This is a genomic window from Methanocaldococcus sp. FS406-22 (assembly GCF_000025525.1).
Classification (GTDB): Archaea; AGJL01; Methanococci; order Methanococcales; family Methanocaldococcaceae; genus Methanocaldococcus.
On record NC_013887.1, the window covers coordinates 243,401 to 261,613 of the forward strand.

At 31.8% G+C, this 18,213-nt stretch carries 7 protein-coding genes; all 7 read right to left on the reverse strand.

Annotated elements, in window-relative coordinates; genetic code table 11:
• The 7 genes from MFS40622_RS01285 to MFS40622_RS01315 all read right to left on the reverse strand — a co-directional run bounded on the left by MFS40622_RS01285 (position 1) and on the right by MFS40622_RS01315 (position 18,113).
• Positions 1-249 carry a hypothetical protein gene (locus MFS40622_RS01285; protein ID WP_012979860.1) on the reverse strand — a complete coding sequence of 83 codons (249 nt, stop codon included), beginning with the start codon at positions 247-249 and terminating at the stop codon, positions 1-3.
• A 5-nt stretch (positions 250-254) separates the two neighbouring features.
• The gene (locus tag MFS40622_RS01290) at positions 255-1,709 is read right to left on the reverse strand and encodes a hypothetical protein (protein ID WP_232217815.1); all 1,455 of its coding nucleotides are present in this window, start codon (positions 1,707-1,709) and stop codon (positions 255-257) included.
• Between the two features lie 126 nt (positions 1,710-1,835).
• Positions 1,836-10,541 carry a right-handed parallel beta-helix repeat-containing protein gene (locus MFS40622_RS01295; protein WP_012979862.1) on the reverse strand — a complete coding sequence of 2,902 codons (8,706 nt, stop codon included), beginning with the start codon at positions 10,539-10,541 and terminating at the stop codon, positions 1,836-1,838.
• A 144-nt stretch (positions 10,542-10,685) separates the two neighbouring features.
• Positions 10,686-11,417, reverse strand: coding sequence for a hypothetical protein (locus MFS40622_RS01300; RefSeq protein WP_012979863.1), 732 nt, complete (start codon positions 11,415-11,417; stop codon positions 10,686-10,688).
• A gap of 38 nt (positions 11,418-11,455) precedes the next feature.
• Positions 11,456-14,404: a hypothetical protein gene (locus tag MFS40622_RS01305; protein ID WP_012979864.1), complete on the reverse strand. Its 2,949-nt coding sequence runs from the start codon at positions 14,402-14,404 to the stop codon at positions 11,456-11,458.
• 152 nt (positions 14,405-14,556) lie between these two features.
• Complete coding sequence (locus MFS40622_RS01310) at positions 14,557-16,386, reverse strand: hypothetical protein (protein WP_012979865.1); 1,830 nt, start codon at positions 16,384-16,386, stop codon at positions 14,557-14,559.
• A 251-nt stretch (positions 16,387-16,637) separates the two neighbouring features.
• Complete coding sequence (locus MFS40622_RS01315) at positions 16,638-18,113, reverse strand: (R)-citramalate synthase (protein ID WP_012979866.1); 1,476 nt, start codon at positions 18,111-18,113, stop codon at positions 16,638-16,640.
• Between the last annotated feature and the right edge of the window lie 100 nt (positions 18,114-18,213).

Here is an 18,213-nt window from a genome sequence, read left to right on the forward strand (position 1 = left end):
CTAATCTATAGCTATAGGTGGAAGATGAATAATTAAATAAAGCCCTATGAACAGAAAAATCAGTGAAATGAACAATAATAACAATCCAACACTTATATCTACTTCAAACACTCCAGTAAATACAAACACTGAAATTTCAGACATTATTATAGATGTAGATACCAAAAATGAACCAATGAGTATCCTCTTTCTTCGTATTTCTCTAATTTTTTTTAATTTTATTAATATTTCTTTATCTTCCTCTACCATATACTTCACCTCTTCTCTTTAAAAAGATATGCTTCAAGTCCTATTTTAATTGCCAGTCTCCATGCTTTTTTATTACTTAAAAATACTCTACCTCCATATCTAACACCCAATACAATAGCTTTTGCTGAATTTAGAGGGATGTCGTAAATTTCATGCAAATCTCTCGCAAGTTCCTTCTCTGCATCAGTGAGTTTAATGATAGTTATGCCTCCAGGCAATATCTTCCCCAATTTACAACCTTCTGGAATATACACTGTGCTATTTAACATCTTAAGTTCTTCTATAGTGAAAACTCCTTTATCAGCTATATCTGGACGTCTTCTAAATATTGGGGGCACTAACATTAAAGTTAGTGAAGTAGTTGTAATGGTGGCTACTGTAGCAGCAACCACTTTTTTTATTTTTTCCTCATCTTTTTCTTTAATTATTACAGGATACTTTCTTTCTTCCTGCTGTTCATATCCCTCATTTTTAAAAGATTCTTTCTTATTCTTTGATTGTGGAGTCTCTTCTCTCTCTTCTTCCTGTTTTTGTATTTGTTCTGTAATTTTAGATGATTTTTCTTTTCCTGTTTTTTCATTCCATTTTTCTTTCTTTTCTCCTTTTTTATTTTCTTTTTCTTCTTCGTTTTTTTCAACATAAGGTATGTTAAAACTCAGCCCATCCACTTTTCCTATACCGATAATATACGAATTTCCTACCTTAAGTGCAGGCTTTATTTTTATGTTTTCATAAATATCCCTCCATGCATAAAATCTAAGATAAAAAATAGGAACATCATCTGAAATAAGCTTAAATGACTGTGTGATATTTTCATTAGGACTTAAAGTGTAGGAATAATTCCCAAAATTAATTTTTTTATTATTTATGACAGCCCAATAGCTAACATTTACATTTAAAGGGACAGTCTTATCGTTTTTAATAATATATGTAGCTGTCCATTCAATTGAACCATTATCTAAAATTCTATTTGACTTGATTATAGAAAATGGTATAGGTAAGGAATATCTTATTTTAACTGTTGCAGGAACATCAAAACTTACATTACTTTCTCCAAAATATAAAGTATCCGAATTCAGTGTTTTTGACAGAGTTATTATTTTATAAGAGTTAGCTGGAACCAAAATTGACGTATTTTTTATACTAAACCCATTTGGGAAAGAAACATTAAATAAAATGTTATAAGGGTAGTTGTTATTTATTTTATAATATACTTCCCAATCACTTTTACTAATCCTACTTGCAGATATAGTTATAGCTATTTTAAATTCTTGAGGAGGTAAATCAACAGTTATATTTTTTGGATATGGAAGATAAATAGTAGCGTTTTTATAGAATATATAAATACTGAAAGAATTCGTATTATTATAATCAACATAAAGTTTGGATATATCAACGGTCTGAGAGCCATTTGGATAAAATACAACCCCCCTGTACTCATAAATATTACCATAAGTCAAAGAAAAAAATGCAAAAAATATTATTATTAAAAATATTAAATATACCGACCTCATGCTCTCTATATAAGTTTTATTTGTTAAAGTATTTAAGATTTGTAGAACAATTTTTTGACAAATACAAACTTTTTATTTTGGGTCTATGCCTATAATAAGGCCTTCAATTGTCGTTGTATTAGTTGTTATTGAAATCTTTTTTACTTCATTTGCATTTATTATATTAAACTTGAACCAGTATGTGTTTCCATTTGTTCCATTTTCGTTATAATCTCCTGAAATGTTTATAACTCCAATATCATTTGGCTTATACCAATAAACATAAACATCTCTTGTTGTGTTGTACGACTTTATTGTTATATTGTAGCCGTTTGGAAGCATTGTTATACTTCCAGTTATATTGAAAAACTTTTTAATTAAGAGGTAGTTTCTCCCAAATTCAGAAGTTCCATAACCATTTATTGTAGCTGTTGCAGTTAATATAGAGTCATAATCAACACCTTTTCCAGAGACATTTAAGGTTCCATTGAAAAAGCCATTACTATCAGCTATTAAACTTCCTAAATAAATCCATCCTTCTCCATAGGTGTCGTCTAATGTTGTTCCGTCTGAAGAAATATTATTTCCTATTAAGTTGTCTCCACCAGTTGAATTTTTAACTAAGAAAATCTCAACTATTGCATTTGCAAAGTTTGAACTACCCGTTCCATTTCCAATGTATCCCCTAATTGTTAAGTTATCCCCAACTAATTCAGCATAAGTAATTATTGGATAATCAATACCATAATTTGCCTCATTTGGATTAATTAGACCATCATTTAATGTTACATTATCATCATTTAAGTCAATTCCCAACATGGAGTTGTTGTAAATTGAATTCTTAGATATTATTATGTTATGAGGAGCAGAATCATAAGTTGGAAGGGTTATTCCCTTTTCATTGTTGTATATTGTGTTATTAACTATATTGATGTCTTTACTTGCTGCTACTGAGATTCCATAGGCAGAATTATTTGCTATTATATTGTTGGTTATATTGAACTCTAAGTTAATCCAACTCTCATTTAATCCATAAATCTCAATTCCTCCAACTTTTCCACCATAACTTGGGTTTGGGCAGAGATTGTTGTTTATTATTTTGTTATTTTTAATTATTATGTAACCATCATCTTGGTTGTAGTTTCCATAAGCTCCAATAGTTATTCCTGCCGTTACATTTCCTGCCTCAACCGTTAAACCGTTGTATTGAATTGTGTTATTATCTATTGTTATATTCGTCCCAATCCATGCCCATGTTGCCCATCCATTTGGTTCTTGAATTAAAATTGCCTGAGCATCACTGTACTGCATAATATTGTTTTTAACTAAAACATTCTCTACTCTTCCTCCAATAAAGAGGGCGTTTCCAGCATTTGCCTCAATTCCATTGTTTGATAAATAGTTATTTTCAATTGTTACATTTCTCAAATAATTTCCATAATAATCTTCTACATCAATCCCATTTCCTCCATTGTTTGAACAGTTGTTGTTTTCTATAGTTACATTAGCAGTGTTGTAGCCAATAACTTTAATTCCTGCTCCTGCTGGGTCTCCTCCGATTAATCCATTATTGGTAATGTTGTTATTTAAAATCTCTATATCATTAACTCCAAATATTAAAATTCCATCTCTAAATGAAGCATTTATGAAATTGCCTGAAATATTTAAATTAGAGCTATCTCCTAATGAATAGACATATAAGCCATACTCTCCACTATTCAATATTTTTGAATCCAATATTGTTAAGTTATTTAATACTGAATTTGAAGGCACTTCAATATCTAAACTTTTATTTGTTGAGTTTTCAAATGAAGTGTTGTAGATGAAAACATTAGTGAGATTTCCGTATGATAAGAAAGAGTAATTGTTGTTATAAATTCTGTTATTTGTTATTGTTAAATTATCTCCATTAAATACTGCAATTCCATCGATTGAGTTATTGAATATTTCTGATGAGTTCATTAATATCTTAGAGGAATTAACTACTTCAACACCATAGTTGTTATAAAATATTCTCGACAAACTTATCTTATTGTTCCCAAAACCTTTAATATAAATTCCAATGCTGTTATTTGATACACTCAAATTATATGTTGTTATATTTGAATTCTCTACATAAATTCCTTCAAATCTATTATTAAATACTGTTGAATTTTCCACACTAATGGAGGAGTTATTCGAAAATATTCCAATAGAGTTGTTAATTATGGAAGTATTTAGTATTGATATGTTATTGGAATCTATTATGTAAATCCCTTCATATGCAGAGTTTTCAATTTTTGAGTTAATTATGCTTGCAATATTTCCATTTTTGTAGAAGTAAATTCCATGATTACACTCCTTTATACTTATATTTTCCATTGTTAAGTTTCCATAACCTCCAGCCCAATTTGCCCAATATACTCCAATACCATTGTGCATCTCTATCAATGAATCTTCAAATATTAACCATATCCTATTTAGCATTTCAATTCCATACGCATCTGAAGAATTTATATGTATATTAGTCATATAGGCTGGATACTCCTGCATATTCCAATTATAGTCGAGCAACTCAATACCTGCTTTTAGAATGTTTCCAAAGACACTAACATTCGTAATTTTTAAGTAGTTCAATCCACTTTCGTTTCCGAGGATTGCTACAGATACATTTTCAAAATTGATGTTTGATATCGTTGTATTATATGCTAAATTATTTATTACAGGATTTTTAGAAATTGCATCTAAATTTAGCAATTCATTCCCGTTTTTTGCGTATGTTGGTTTGATGTATTGTAGGTTTTTTGCTCCTCCTGTTCCTCCTGTGAATCCGAAGTATGCGGTGGTTCCAAGTATTTGTGTTATGTCTTTGTTCCAGGTTAATACTTGGCTTCCGTCAAAGTATACGGTTAATTGTTTTGTTGTGGCATTCCATACAATTTTAACTTTATGTTCTGTCCCATCCTCTACATTTCCTAAGTCGTAAGGGTTTGGGGTTAGGAATGTTATGTTGTTGTATGTGTGATTAACGATTCCATCAACGTCTATGGCAATGTGGTCGGTAGTTGCTGGGTAGTCAAAGTCATTAAGCCAAGTGTCTATCTCAACTGCCACACTCGGAGTTATTCCTGCATATCCTAAACCTCCTCCAGCCCCACCCCATTCACTTAACCCATTCGGTTGCAATGTGAAAGTTACACCATCCGCACCATCTGGATTATCCCCCAAATAAGCATAATACTCAATAACAAAATCCTCCGACAAATTAACCGGCTCATAATACCAAACACTACCCACCTGATTATAATCATCAGGAGTTATAATTAAAGTTAAATTTTCAGAGTTGTTTATGTATGAGTCCCCATTAGCAATCCACTGCGATCCAGATAACAATACATCTCCATCTACCTGTGTGCTTCCATTGATTACAGTTAAATTATCCACAATGCTGTTATTGTTTGTATATATTACGTAATATTTTCCATGTAGTTCTGTCTTTGGAATTTTAAAGTAGGCTTTATCTTCACCAACAATAGCATTAGCATTTTTTATAAACTGAGCGAAACTTCCTTGCCCTACAGGATTTGTGTTGGTTATGACGTCAAAGCTAAATCCAAAGGTTATATTCTCTCCATGATAGTTATTTAAATCAACTGTGCAGTAATGCTCATAATCTCCAGTATTCCAATCATCACTTTTGCCAGGATTTCTTCCACCAAACATTGAGACAATACTATAGGTTGGCTTTATTATGTAGGAATTCCCGTTTTTTGCGTATGTTGGTTTGATGTATTGTAGGTTTTTTGCTCCTCCTGTTCCTCCTGTGAATCCGAAGTATGCGGTGGTTCCAAGTATTTGTGTTATGTCTTTGTTCCAGGTTAATACTTGGCTTCCGTCAAAGTATACGGTTAATTGTTTTGTTGTGGCATTCCATACAATTTTAACTTTATGTTCTGTCCCATCCTCTACATTTCCTAAGTCGTAAGGGTTTGGGGTTAGGAATGTTATGTTGTTGTATGTGTGATTAACGATTCCATCAACGTCTATGGCAATGTGGTCGGTAGTTGCTGGGTAGTCAAAGTCATTAAGCCAAGTGTCTATCTCAACTGCCACACTCGGAGTTATTCCTGCATATCCCAAACCTCCTCCAGCCCCACCCCATTCACTTAACCCATTCGGTTGCAATGTGAAAGTTACACCATCCGCACCATCTGGATTATCCCCCAAATAAGCATAATACTCAATAACAAAATCCTCCGACAAATTAACCGGCTCATAATACCAAACACTACCCACCTGATTATAATCATCAGGAGTTAGTAGGAGTTTGTTTGTTGATACAGTTGCATTCCCATTTGCAATCCATTGTGATGTATTTATTGGAGCATATAATGTTTGATATGTTTCTTCTGCCCAAACATCATTTATGTTGTATCCTTGGTTATATCCTCTTGTTGGAGAAATAGTCTTTGAATTTACTGCTACAAAGTAAGTTTTTGATGTGTTATAGACCAAAAACTTGTAATATCCAAATACATCTGTTGTTGTAGAGTTTATCATTTTATCGTTTTTATCAAGAACACCGTTGTTGTTGCTATCTTCAAATAGAGAAACATTCACATCATAAACTCCTTTATCTGAACTGTCTTCAACCCCTAATGTTCCAAAATCCTCTTTAACATATCCTTGAATCTCATAACCCACACATAAAACATAATCTTTTTTATAGATAACTCCATTAGATTCTATTCCTGTTATTGTGATATTGTAGTTTCCAGAGACTGGAACTTTAAATGAGTAATTAAATAATTTCCAAAGTGATGGAGTGTTTGCATCGACCTCTTGCAGATTCATAGAATCATTAATATATAGGGTGCCGTTTGGATAATAAACAGCTATATTTGCCCCTTTTATGTCATAGCTTCCAATTGGGTCTGTAATGTTTACAAATACTGTAGCAGTGTCTCCAGGAATATAAACATCTTTGTCAGCGTATATATTCTGAACTTCTACGTAGGTTGTTGTATTTAGCGTTATGTTTGATACATAAGTGGAATCATGATAGATGTTTATTGAATTTGTTGATTGAAGGTTTTCCACTCTTAAAATTAAGTAGTAATCCTTTGGTATTGTAACTATTGAATTTAAAGGAATATTGAAAGTGTATGGACGTGTTGTGCTATATAGGTTTAAATCTTCTGTATCACTTCCTAAAGTAATTGAATTAACTCCATTAGTGGCTATTAGTGAAACTACTATTTTATGAGTTTCAAATCCTCCCAAAACATCTGGGTCGCTCATATACAGTAAGATGGATATATTACCAACAACAGTAAAGTCGTCTGCAAATCTTGGAATCTGTGTCCATGAAGCTAATGAATTTCCAGTAATTGTTGTATAATTATCTATCTCTGTAGGAATAGATGTGTTTAAAGTTCTTGAAGAATCTCCATGCAAGTAGAAAGTTTTTTGAACTGATGGAGGGAATGGTGTTGATGTTTGGAATGATGCAATATCATATATCGATGGATTATTTGTATTAACAAATTTCAAAGTTGTTAAATCAATCTCTCCTAATGGAGTTGTAGGTGGAATTACCTTTGAAACTGTTAAATTTAATTCTCCATGTGGTACATAAATATCTGGCAAATTATTTGCATTTAAATCATAGTTTGGACTTATATAGTCCCAAATTCCATCTCCATTGGTATCTTCAGCTATTAGAGTGGAGTTATTATATATGCATGTTGTCCAGCCCTTTGTTGAGTTTGTTATATTTATATCAAATCTTTCTCCAGAGCCAAAGTTATATAGAGTTATATTGTAGAATATTTCCTCACCAGCATTTCCAGTTTTTTCTTGATATTCTGGTTCTATTGAGAATGGAGAAATATAAATTATAATGCTTTTTTCATCATTTGATGTATTTTGGTCATTTGGAAGATTTGTTTTTATTGTTATATTGTAAGCTCCATAAGGCATGTTTGAGATATTTATTGGGAAAGATATGGTTTTTTCCTCTTCATAAGGGACTGATAGGTTTATTAGAGTTGAGTTTGTATAAGTGTAAGTCCCATTAATTTGAGTCACATTAATTGAAACATTTAAATTGTATGCATCTACCAACCCATACAAAGCTATTGTTGAATTTACATATATTATTGGTTGAAGATTTGGATTAAATACATCCCCATTATTTGGATAGTTTATAGTTTTAACCCCAGTATCGTATAATTGACTTAATCCCATGTTTATTTCATTCATCATGTCAGTAAAATTATATCCTAATCCCCAAATTATTGGAACTACCCAAATTTCTCCTGGTTTTAATGAGCTCTTAGTCCATGCTAATGCAACTCCCGCGTCCCCATTATATGACGAATAGTTATTTAAATTATCATATTTGATATCGTCCCACATACGCCAATAAGGATTAACATCATGCTCATAACTTGGAAGAATTGATTTAAAACCACCATATTGTATATCTCCCGACGGAGCGTCAGAGTCATACCCATATACAACATCGTTGGCATTGTTGTAATATGCATTGTCCTTCTGATAACTTCCTCTGAAATTCCAATCCATCCCCTGAAAGAACTTTAAATTTGTGTATGTTTTTGTTGTTGGGTTTTTTATGTAGTATATGGTAGCAAACCACTTATTATTTCCTCTAATGATTACTTTTTGAGTAATATTTAACTCATTGTTAGTCCATGGAGCATACATATTCGTTATAATCACGCTTTCTAAAACTCCATTTGGAACAGTATTTAAAGGAACGTCTGTTCTATTTATCTCAGATAAGTAAAACGATGCAGTTTCATAATAGTCTCCACCATTTCCATACTGCCTTGTTCGTATTCCGCTTGTATATTTTATTGCTATCTTAGAACCTGCATCGGCATCAATATTATTTGCATAATCGTAATCTCCAGTTCTCCCTGCATGGTCGTATGTTTCAATTGTTGATATGTTATCTCCTTCACTGTATGGAAATACAATTGCAGATATTTGCCCACATCCACCATTATCTTGCCCATCATAAGACAATTCAACAGCGATTGAATTATTTGGAGCTGGTGGAATTAAAGATATATCATATCCATAAATTGGGTCGTCATAGAAGTATAGTGTGTTGTTTTCAATATACCATCTTACTTCTCCAACAACTTCTCCAGTTAATCTGTTTATTGAAATATTATTTTTTATTATTCTACCATCATCTCCTACAATTTCTTTAACCCTATAACCTTTTGGAATCTTACAGCTAAATCTATACCAAATACCATCTAATTTGTTATTAACTTCAACCCTAATTTTATTATTACTTATTTTCTTTATAGTTTCAGTAGTTTTTATAACATCTACTGGTAGTCCATAATCTTTTAAAATTTCTTCATCTGCTTTAACCCTAATCTCTATTGTTGTATGGTTATTAATGTCCATTATTTTTGAAATGTAGTATTTCCCTTTTTTATATTCCTTTAAAATTTTTTCAACATCTTTTTTATTTCCTTCAATTTTAATAACTACCTCTTTATTAACGGGATCATAAGAAATTAATTTTTTTAGTTTTTCTTTATTTTTAAGTTTGATTTTTATTTTTTCTTCTGCATTTCCACATATTAAAACTATTTTTTTAATTTTTTCAGGTTTTGATATATTTAACTTATTAACCAAATAATCTAAAGGAATATCAAATGTTCCATTAATCAATGGAACATCAATCTCTTTTTTATTTGGATAAATAATGAGGGTTAAAAACTTTGGTTCTTTAACATAGTAAGAGACATTTCCAACGATAAATCTATTGTTTATCAATTTAGCGTTAATTTTATAATAATCAACAGCAAAAGTTTTTTTAATTCCATCAATTACAACTGAATAATTTCCTAATATAACATTCTTTTTTAGTTTTGTGGATAAAACATAAAACTTCCCTTTTTTATGAACTTTTAATCGTATTATTTTATTATCGGGAGTTATTATATATGCAGTATTTGGTTTAAAGTTTGTTTTTACAACTATTTTTTCTGATGGAAAATAAACATCTCTCGTTAATATTGTTTTGTTTGTTAGATTTTCATTTTCACAAGTATAGTTTAAAAATACTGTTTTATTCAATGTTTCATTTTTGAATTTTGCATAAATGATAATTGTTTTGTTTAAAATTAGAGGATAAACTAAATATTCATATTTTTTAATTTTTTTAGTTTTAACTTTTATATTGACATCTAAATATTTAGCATAAGGTTTTCCGTTTGTTTTAACAATCAGCTTAAAATTATCAAATGATACATTTAAATAGTGCAATTCCTTTTTTTTCGTTTCTTCATTTTCTTTTTCTGGTTTTGTGTAATTTAAAATAACTGTTTTATGCAATATTTTGTTACCATCAAATTTTGTGTAAATTTCCATTGGAGTGTTTAAGATTACTGGAGAAATCACATATTTGCTACTATCTATTTTAACAAATTTTAGAGGAGTTCCATTTGCAAACCCAAAAACCTTTCCGTTAGTTTCTACTATAACTTTATAACCATTAACAATAACATTTAAATAACACTCATTTTCTTCTTCATTAGTTACATTTGTTATATTTATCGTTACATTGTTGTCTTTTCCTACACTTTCATTCTTAGTTAAGTTATAGTTTAATGCGTCTATAGAAGAGGGTAGGCTTTTGTTGAATGCCACATCCATATTATTTGAATCTAAACTTTCATTTATTGTAGAAATATTTAATCCTAAACTTACATTTGAAACCAATAAAATAGCTAATACAAATATTGAAATATTCTTTAAATTGAATATCATAATAATCCCATCAATTTTTATATTTTGTCGTCTTACTTTGAAGAAATAATTTTATTCAACTGTCCAAAAGTAAAGTATGTATTGGAAGTATTTAAAATTTATAGAACAGGTCTTAGACAATTTTAGAGATACTTGGATTATTATCTATCCATTATTATCCTTATTTCCTTTATTTCTTCTTCTTAATTCCGTATATACGAAGATTATTACTAATACAGACAGTATACTTAACCAAAACAATACATATCCATAAGTTGGCAATTTTGGTAGTGGCAATATCGAAAACTCTGCCTTTACGATGAATAATGTATTTTTGGGGATTTGGAAACCATTTCCATCTGGTTCTTGATAGGTTAAATGATATGGAGAGATAAAGTTTATATTAAACTTCCTTATATTCAAATCACACCCAACTGGAATTGAGACAGTTTTAAATAAAATTCCATTATCAACAATGTCTGCGTCATATTCAATTATCAAAGTTATATTTTTTCCACTATCTATTGGATCCCATATTTGATACTCAATAACTGAATACGTATCTTTATAAGAGACACTTACATTCATAGGATATTTTTGATGTCCAATTATATAATACCCTTTTAAATTCTCAATCTTTATTGGTTTTTTTTCTCCTGTAAATGGTATTGGGATAAATAGTATTTTTTTTGGCTCTTCTTTCTGTAATCTTAATTCTCCAATTCCTGGAACAAGAGGATACTTAACGAGATTTTGAATGGTTATGATATTTGTTATATGTGCAGGATTTTTTGTTAAATCAACGGTCATATTGTAGTTTGTTATTTCCTCAACATCCGCAAAAGTTGGAGTTATAAGAGCTAAAAAAACAAAGAATAATGCAAATCTCTTCATCATCATTATCCCCCAAACTTTATTTATTGTTTTCTTACTTTTTATATTCTTTTTATTAATATACCTAACCCAAAGATAACATTTATCAGTATTAAAAATGTCTCAAAGTTATTCTCTATGGTTCCGCTTACTGTGGTTATTTTTGGTGAGGTTGTTGGTAGTAGTGAGTTTGTAGGGTCGATACCGACGATGAATGCGTCACTTGGGTAGAATTCTCCTGTTCCGTTTAGTTTGTAGTGTATAACTACTGTTTCATTTGCTGATATTTCACTCCAGTCTGTGTAACTACCATCACCATCTGCTCCAGGATATATTGCATGTAACGCCCACCACATGCTCAAATTATACCTTGGATTTGTTGTAATCGTATGACTACCACTAGCAATCAACATACTTGATTGATTAACCCACTCATCTGAAACAGTAAAGTTCTTTGGCACCAAATCATAAACGTACACATACTCAGGAGTCTTCTCACTACCAATATTCTCAACAACTATGTAAATATCATAAGTCCCATCATCATTCGGAACAATATGCTTAGTCACCTTAACCAAATAACTACCCACAACATAAATTTCCTCAATAACGATGTATGAATTTCCTATTTGGCTTGTCTCATTTAGGAGAATATAGTCTTTTTTTGATACTGTAAATGTACAATTTGCCCAAACGATAGGAACTCCGCTAAATGTGAAGTTGTAGGTTTTAGAGTTCCACACTCCTCCAGGAGGTATATCAATATTTGGAGTTACAGTATAATTACTTCCATCTATCCAGATAGATTCGTTGAACGGATTCCAACAAAACTCATAAGCAGATTTATTCACAGCCCATATATTAAGGTTCGTTAAATTGAAGGAATATGATTTTGCATTATTTTTGAAAGTTGCATTTTCTTTCCAAATATTTATCTCTCCAGTTGTTCCATGAGATGTTGAAATAGCACAACATCCGGATGCATAAACGCCTTTTATAGATGTGTTTGTATTAGTTCCATTGTAGTTAAATAATATCTTGGCAAATCCATATTTTGCTAATATGTTGTCTCTTTCACTATAGGAGTAACTTCCCAATACATTAAATACTAAAGTAGCTTTGTCATTGCTCCAATTTAAAGTGATATTTGACCAATTTATCGCGTTTAGATTTGATGTATTATAATCTTTTTTAAAATAATCCCCATCAAACAACACTGCCACTCCTTCACTTGGATTTGCTGATGTTATTTCAAGATATGTCCAGTTTTTATCCCCATAAAAGTCAAAGTTTTTAGAATTCACTTCTAAGTCATCAACATAATAAACATAACCTCCATGAACAACAACTCTGTCAAATTTTGTGTAGGTATTGTCAGTTGTTGATACAGTTGCTCCTAATGAGCCGTTTTTATAGTAAGTTGAGAATGTTAGTGTCCCATTTGAATAAATATGAAACTCGAAATAATACCATTCATCTTCTGGAGGATTCCATGGAACTTCAATACTAATTTCTTGAGGATTTCCACCAGTTCTTCTATCGATTGATATATAGTTGTTATAGTGATCTACCCTAAACGAATATCCATTAAAGTTCTCGTCCTCTAAACCTATTCTATCTATCGGTCCCCCGCCCCAGTTGCTTGGTCTATATATCCATCCACTTATAACCACATCTCTACCAATTTCTTTTGGAAGTAGTTTAAATCCTCCATTAGGGTCATTATTTAAACTTGTTGAAACTCCATATTTTTCTAAAGAGTAATTTCCAGAATGGGAATAAGACGATGACCATTGAACTATTCCATTTCTATACTGCTCCCAGCCTGTCCAATTTTCAAAGTTATCATAAAACTGCCCATTACTCAGATATTTTATAACCTTAACATTTACATTCTCCCCATTAGGAACAAGATTTTTATTTAAATAGACTGTCAAATTTATAGTCCATTCCGACATTTTATTTGCAGGTATTTTTGTAGCGTCATAGGTTTCATTTACCAATATTGGAAGAGTTTGGGATGCATCGATATCAAACTCATATTCAACATAACTATTATTTGGAAGTATTGGGATGTGTATGTATGTTAAACCACTTGGTAATCCAGTATATGCAGGAGCGGAGTCTTTAATGAAAACTCCTTTTGGGGTTCCATTATAAACTAATCTCAAACCACTCGCATTATTTTTTATATCCACTGCCACCCACACATCATTTAATGTATCTTCCTCATAAGGGGCGGTATTTTCAATAACTATATGTCCTGTTAAACCAGAGGAATAGTCTGTTTTTCCCGTCCCGTCTACAATAGCAGTTGCGTTGTATTCTTCAATATATCTTACTCTTAGTGGAGGGTATAAATCTGAAATCCTCAAATCATCAACATAGTAATCCTGCCCTCCGTGAACAACAACTCTGTCAAATTTTGTGTAGGTATTGTCAGTTGTTGATACTGTTGCTCCCAATGAACCGTTTTCATAATAAACCTCTAACTTCAACGTTCCATTTGAATAAAGATAAAATTTAAAATGATACCATTCATTTTCTGGAGGATTCCAGGTGGCTGTTGCTAATGTGCTACTTGCAATTCCTCCTACTCTCGTTTCTATGGCTATTATGTTATAGTCATGCTCTATTCTTATAGAGTATCCATTGAAATTTTCATCCTCAATCCCTATCCTATCCCATTTACCACTTACATAAGGTGTAGGCCTATAAATCCAACCTTCAACCACAATATTTCTCCCAATTTCTTTCCCAATTAATTTATATCCTCCATTTGGGTCATCATTTAAAAATTTTCTAAGAGAATATGTCCCAGAGTAAGAATAATTAGAGGATTGTTCTACTGCCCCATTACTATAGTTGTACCACCCACTCCAATTTTCAAAATCGTCGTAGAATATTGTTTTTAATCCAGAAACGCAGTTTAACATTAATAAGGGAACTGTTAAAATTAATGTAATCAATACAATACTTGAATTTACAAATCTTAACCTCACATCTGGCATACACTACACCACCCAAAAGTACCTAACACAAATAAAATAATATGTCTAATCCCAAAGGCAAATTAATTTAACAAAATCCGATAAAATAAGTGAATATCCGCAGAAAGCGTAAATTTATAAAGAATTAAAAATTAGGAAAAAGGGGTTTAGTCTTACATTGCCCTTCGTATTATAATTCCTAATCCAGCTAACACGGTTATTAATGCAAGAATTGGTTCCGAATTATTCTCTATGGTTCCGCTTACTGTGGTTATTTTTGGTGAGGTTGTTGGTAGTAGTGAGTTTGTAGGGTCGATACCGACGATGAATGCGTCACTTGGGTAGAATTCTCCTGTTCCGTTTAGTTTGTAGTGTATAACTACTGTTTCATTTGCTGATATTTCACTCCAGTCTGTGTAACTACCATCACCATCTGCTCCAGGATATATTGCATGTAACGCCCACCACATGCTCAAATTATACCTTGGATTTGTTGTAATCGTATGACTACCACTAGCAATCAACATACTTGATTGATTAACCCACTCATCTGAAACAGTAAAGTTCTTTGGCACCAAATCATAAACGTACACATACTCAGGAGTCTTCTCACTACCAATATTCTCAACAACTATGTAAATATCATAAGTCCCATCATCATTCGGAACAATATGCTTAGTCACCTTAACCAAATAACTACCCACAACATAAATCTCTTCCACAACTATGTAGGAACTTCCATACTTTGTTGAGTATTCATGAACGCTCCTATTTATTAAAGTTATGTTAGTATCTGCAACTTTAAATGTGCAGTTTGCCCAAACTACTGGGACTCCATTAAATGTGAAGTTGAATTTCTCTGAATTCCAAATGTCTCCTGGTGCTAACAGCTTATTTGGTGACAGTGCATTTTTTGAACCAGGGATTATTAATGTTGTATTAAATGGATCTACTATTGCTGGATTACTTCCATTTACTGCCCAAATAGTTACATTGGTTAAGTTAAAGTAGTAACTTTCTGCATTGTTTTTAACTGATGCATTTTCATACCATATTTCATACTTACCGCTTGATACATTTAAGAATGGCCCTTCTTTGGTTGCACTTGGTGCTGCATATCCTGCCGCATAAACTCCTTCAATCTCTGTTCCAGACATTGTTCCATTGAATTCAAAGAAAATAACTGCAAAACCATATTTCATCAATGTTCCAGTTCTGTTTGCGTAAGTGTTATTTCCTGTTATGTCGATTGTAATACTTGCATTTTGAGTACTGTTTAATACAACCCCTGTCCAATTTAACGAATCATTTGCAGTTCCTGCAAAATAAGGCCCATTCCAAAGTTCTGTTGAACCTTGATTAGGAATAGCATCTGTTATATTTAAGAAGTTCCAAGTATCACTTCCATAGTTATTTATGTCGTTACTTAGATACTTTGTCATACTAACGGAAACTGCTGTATCTGCTGATGGTAGTGCTGAGACATTCCTACTTATGTTCATATAGACACTCCAGTTTGCTAACTTTCTTGAGGGGATTTTTGTATCACTATAGGTTTCATTTATTAGTAATGGAACACCTGTTATAGCAGGATTTATTCCGAATGATACAATAACGTAAGTCCCGTTTGGAAGTATTGGGATGTGTATGTATGTTAAACCACTTGGTAATCCAGTATATGCAGGAGCAGTATTTTCAATAAAAACACCTTTTGGAGTAGTATTTTTTATAACCTTCAATCCTGTAATGTTGTTTACCACTTTAACAGCAACCCAGACATCTTGTAAAGTGTCGTTTACATCCTTTCCTGTGTTGTTAATTATAATATATCCAGTTATATTGTTTATTTTAGCTGATATTGTTCCTTCACCTGTGGCGTTACCTGTTATATTATACTTTTCATAATATGTTACATACAACGGCCCATTGTTTCCATAACCAAATAGAGTTCCCAAAAATGCTAAGGTTATTAACAAGGTTATCATAAATATTAACTTTCTCATAACCTCACCTCATACACCCCGTGTGAAATAGAGGAACATTTCTAAGTAGGTAAATAATGTAGTCCCTTCTGTCTGTATAAATAATTTATGGAACATTTTTTGGACATTTTTAATTTTTCAAAAATTTAGAAAAAGAACAAAAACTCCAAGATTTCCCAATATGGAGATAATAACAACCAATATATAAACGTTCCGATATTAGAATTACAAATACCCTGAATTAAAATATTTTAATTGGTTATGGTAATAAGCTAATCTAATAGCATATTGATTCCTTCCATTACTGCATCTACGGAGGCTCTTATTATATCAGCGTCTGATTTTCTAACTTCAACAATTTCAGTTCCTTTTCTTAATTTAACCACAACCTCTATTAATGCATCAGTTCCACTCCCAATTGCTTCAACCCTGTACTCTACCAGCCTGATATCTGCAACCCCACTTATTGCTTTTCTCACCGCATTTATTGCTGCATCTACAGGTCCTACTCCATAAGCGGTTTCTATAAGGGTAATATCCTCTCCTTTATAATGAAGTTTAACAGATGCGATTGGAGTTATTTTATTTCCTGAAACTACGGTTAATTCATCTAACTTAATCTTTTCTTCAACTACTCTTCCAGTAACTTCTCTGACTATAGCCAATAAATCAGCATCTGAAATGTATTTACCTAAATCTCCAAATTCTTTGACTCTTTCATATATTATATTCAATTGGTCTTCGCTGACCTCTATACCCATTAAATCAAGTTTGTATTTTAAAGCTTTCCTACCAGAATGTTTTCCTAATATTATTCTTCTTCTATTTCCAACCATTTCTGGTTTAATTGGTTCATAGGTTTCAGTATTTTTTATTAAACCATCGACATGTATCCCTGCTTCATGAGCAAAGGCATTATCTCCAACAATTGCCTTATTTGGGGGAACAGGAATTTTCATTAATCTTGAAACAATCCTTGAAACCTCATATAATTTTTCCATCTTTATCTTAGTGTCATAGCCATAGAGTATTTTTAAGGCAGTAGCAACCTCTTCTAATGAAGCATTTCCTGCCCTTTCACCAATACCATTAACTGTTACATGACACTGAACAGCTCCACCTAAAACAGCTGAGCATGTATTTGCTGTAGCCATTCCAAAGTCGTTGTGACAGTGAACTGATACTGGCAAATTAACATTTTCAGTTATTTTTTTAAATAATTCCTGGCTTTTTTGTGGGGTTAAAACTCCTACAGTGTCACAGACACAAACTCTATCTGCTCCAACCTTTTCTCCCTCATTAAACAATTTTATTAAGAAATTTACATCACTTCTTGTTGCATCCTCCGCTGACAATTCCACAATCAATCCATGTTCTTTAGCATATTCGACTGCCTTTAAAGCGGTTTCTAAAACCTCGTCTGCTGTTTTTCTTAATTTATATTTCATATGTATTGGAGATGTTGGCACTACTAAATGAACACTATCTACATCACACTCTAAAGCTGCATCTATATCTATTGGTAAAGCCCTAACGAATGAGCAAATTTCAGCATTTAACCCCTCTTTTGTTATTAATTTTATTCCTTCCCTCTCTCCTTTTGAGGTTATAGCTGAACCTGCTTCTATAACATCAACTCCTAACTCATCCAACTTTCTTGCTATCTCTAACTTATCATTTGGTGTCAAAGAAACTCCAGGTGTTTGTTCTCCATCTCTTAATGTTGTATCAAATATTCTCACCATCATAACAATCCCTCATAAAAATAATTTGGTAGATAGGTTAGTTGATTTAATGAATTTAATACTAAATAAAAACTGTTTCAAATATTAGCTACAATATATTTAA

Coding starts and splice junctions, on each gene's coding strand:
- MFS40622_RS01300 (WP_012979863.1), bottom strand. CDS start 11,417: ATGATGAAGAGATTTGCATTATTCTTTGTTTTTTTAGCTCTTATAACT.
- MFS40622_RS01285 (WP_012979860.1), bottom strand. CDS start 249: ATGGTAGAGGAAGATAAAGAAATATTAATAAAATTAAAAAAAATTAGA.
- MFS40622_RS01295 (WP_012979862.1), bottom strand. CDS start 10,541: ATGATATTCAATTTAAAGAATATTTCAATATTTGTATTAGCTATTTTA.
- MFS40622_RS01315 (WP_012979866.1), bottom strand. CDS start 18,113: ATGATGGTGAGAATATTTGATACAACATTAAGAGATGGAGAACAAACA.
- MFS40622_RS01305 (WP_012979864.1), bottom strand. CDS start 14,404: ATGCCAGATGTGAGGTTAAGATTTGTAAATTCAAGTATTGTATTGATT.
- MFS40622_RS01310 (WP_012979865.1), bottom strand. CDS start 16,386: ATGAGAAAGTTAATATTTATGATAACCTTGTTAATAACCTTAGCATTT.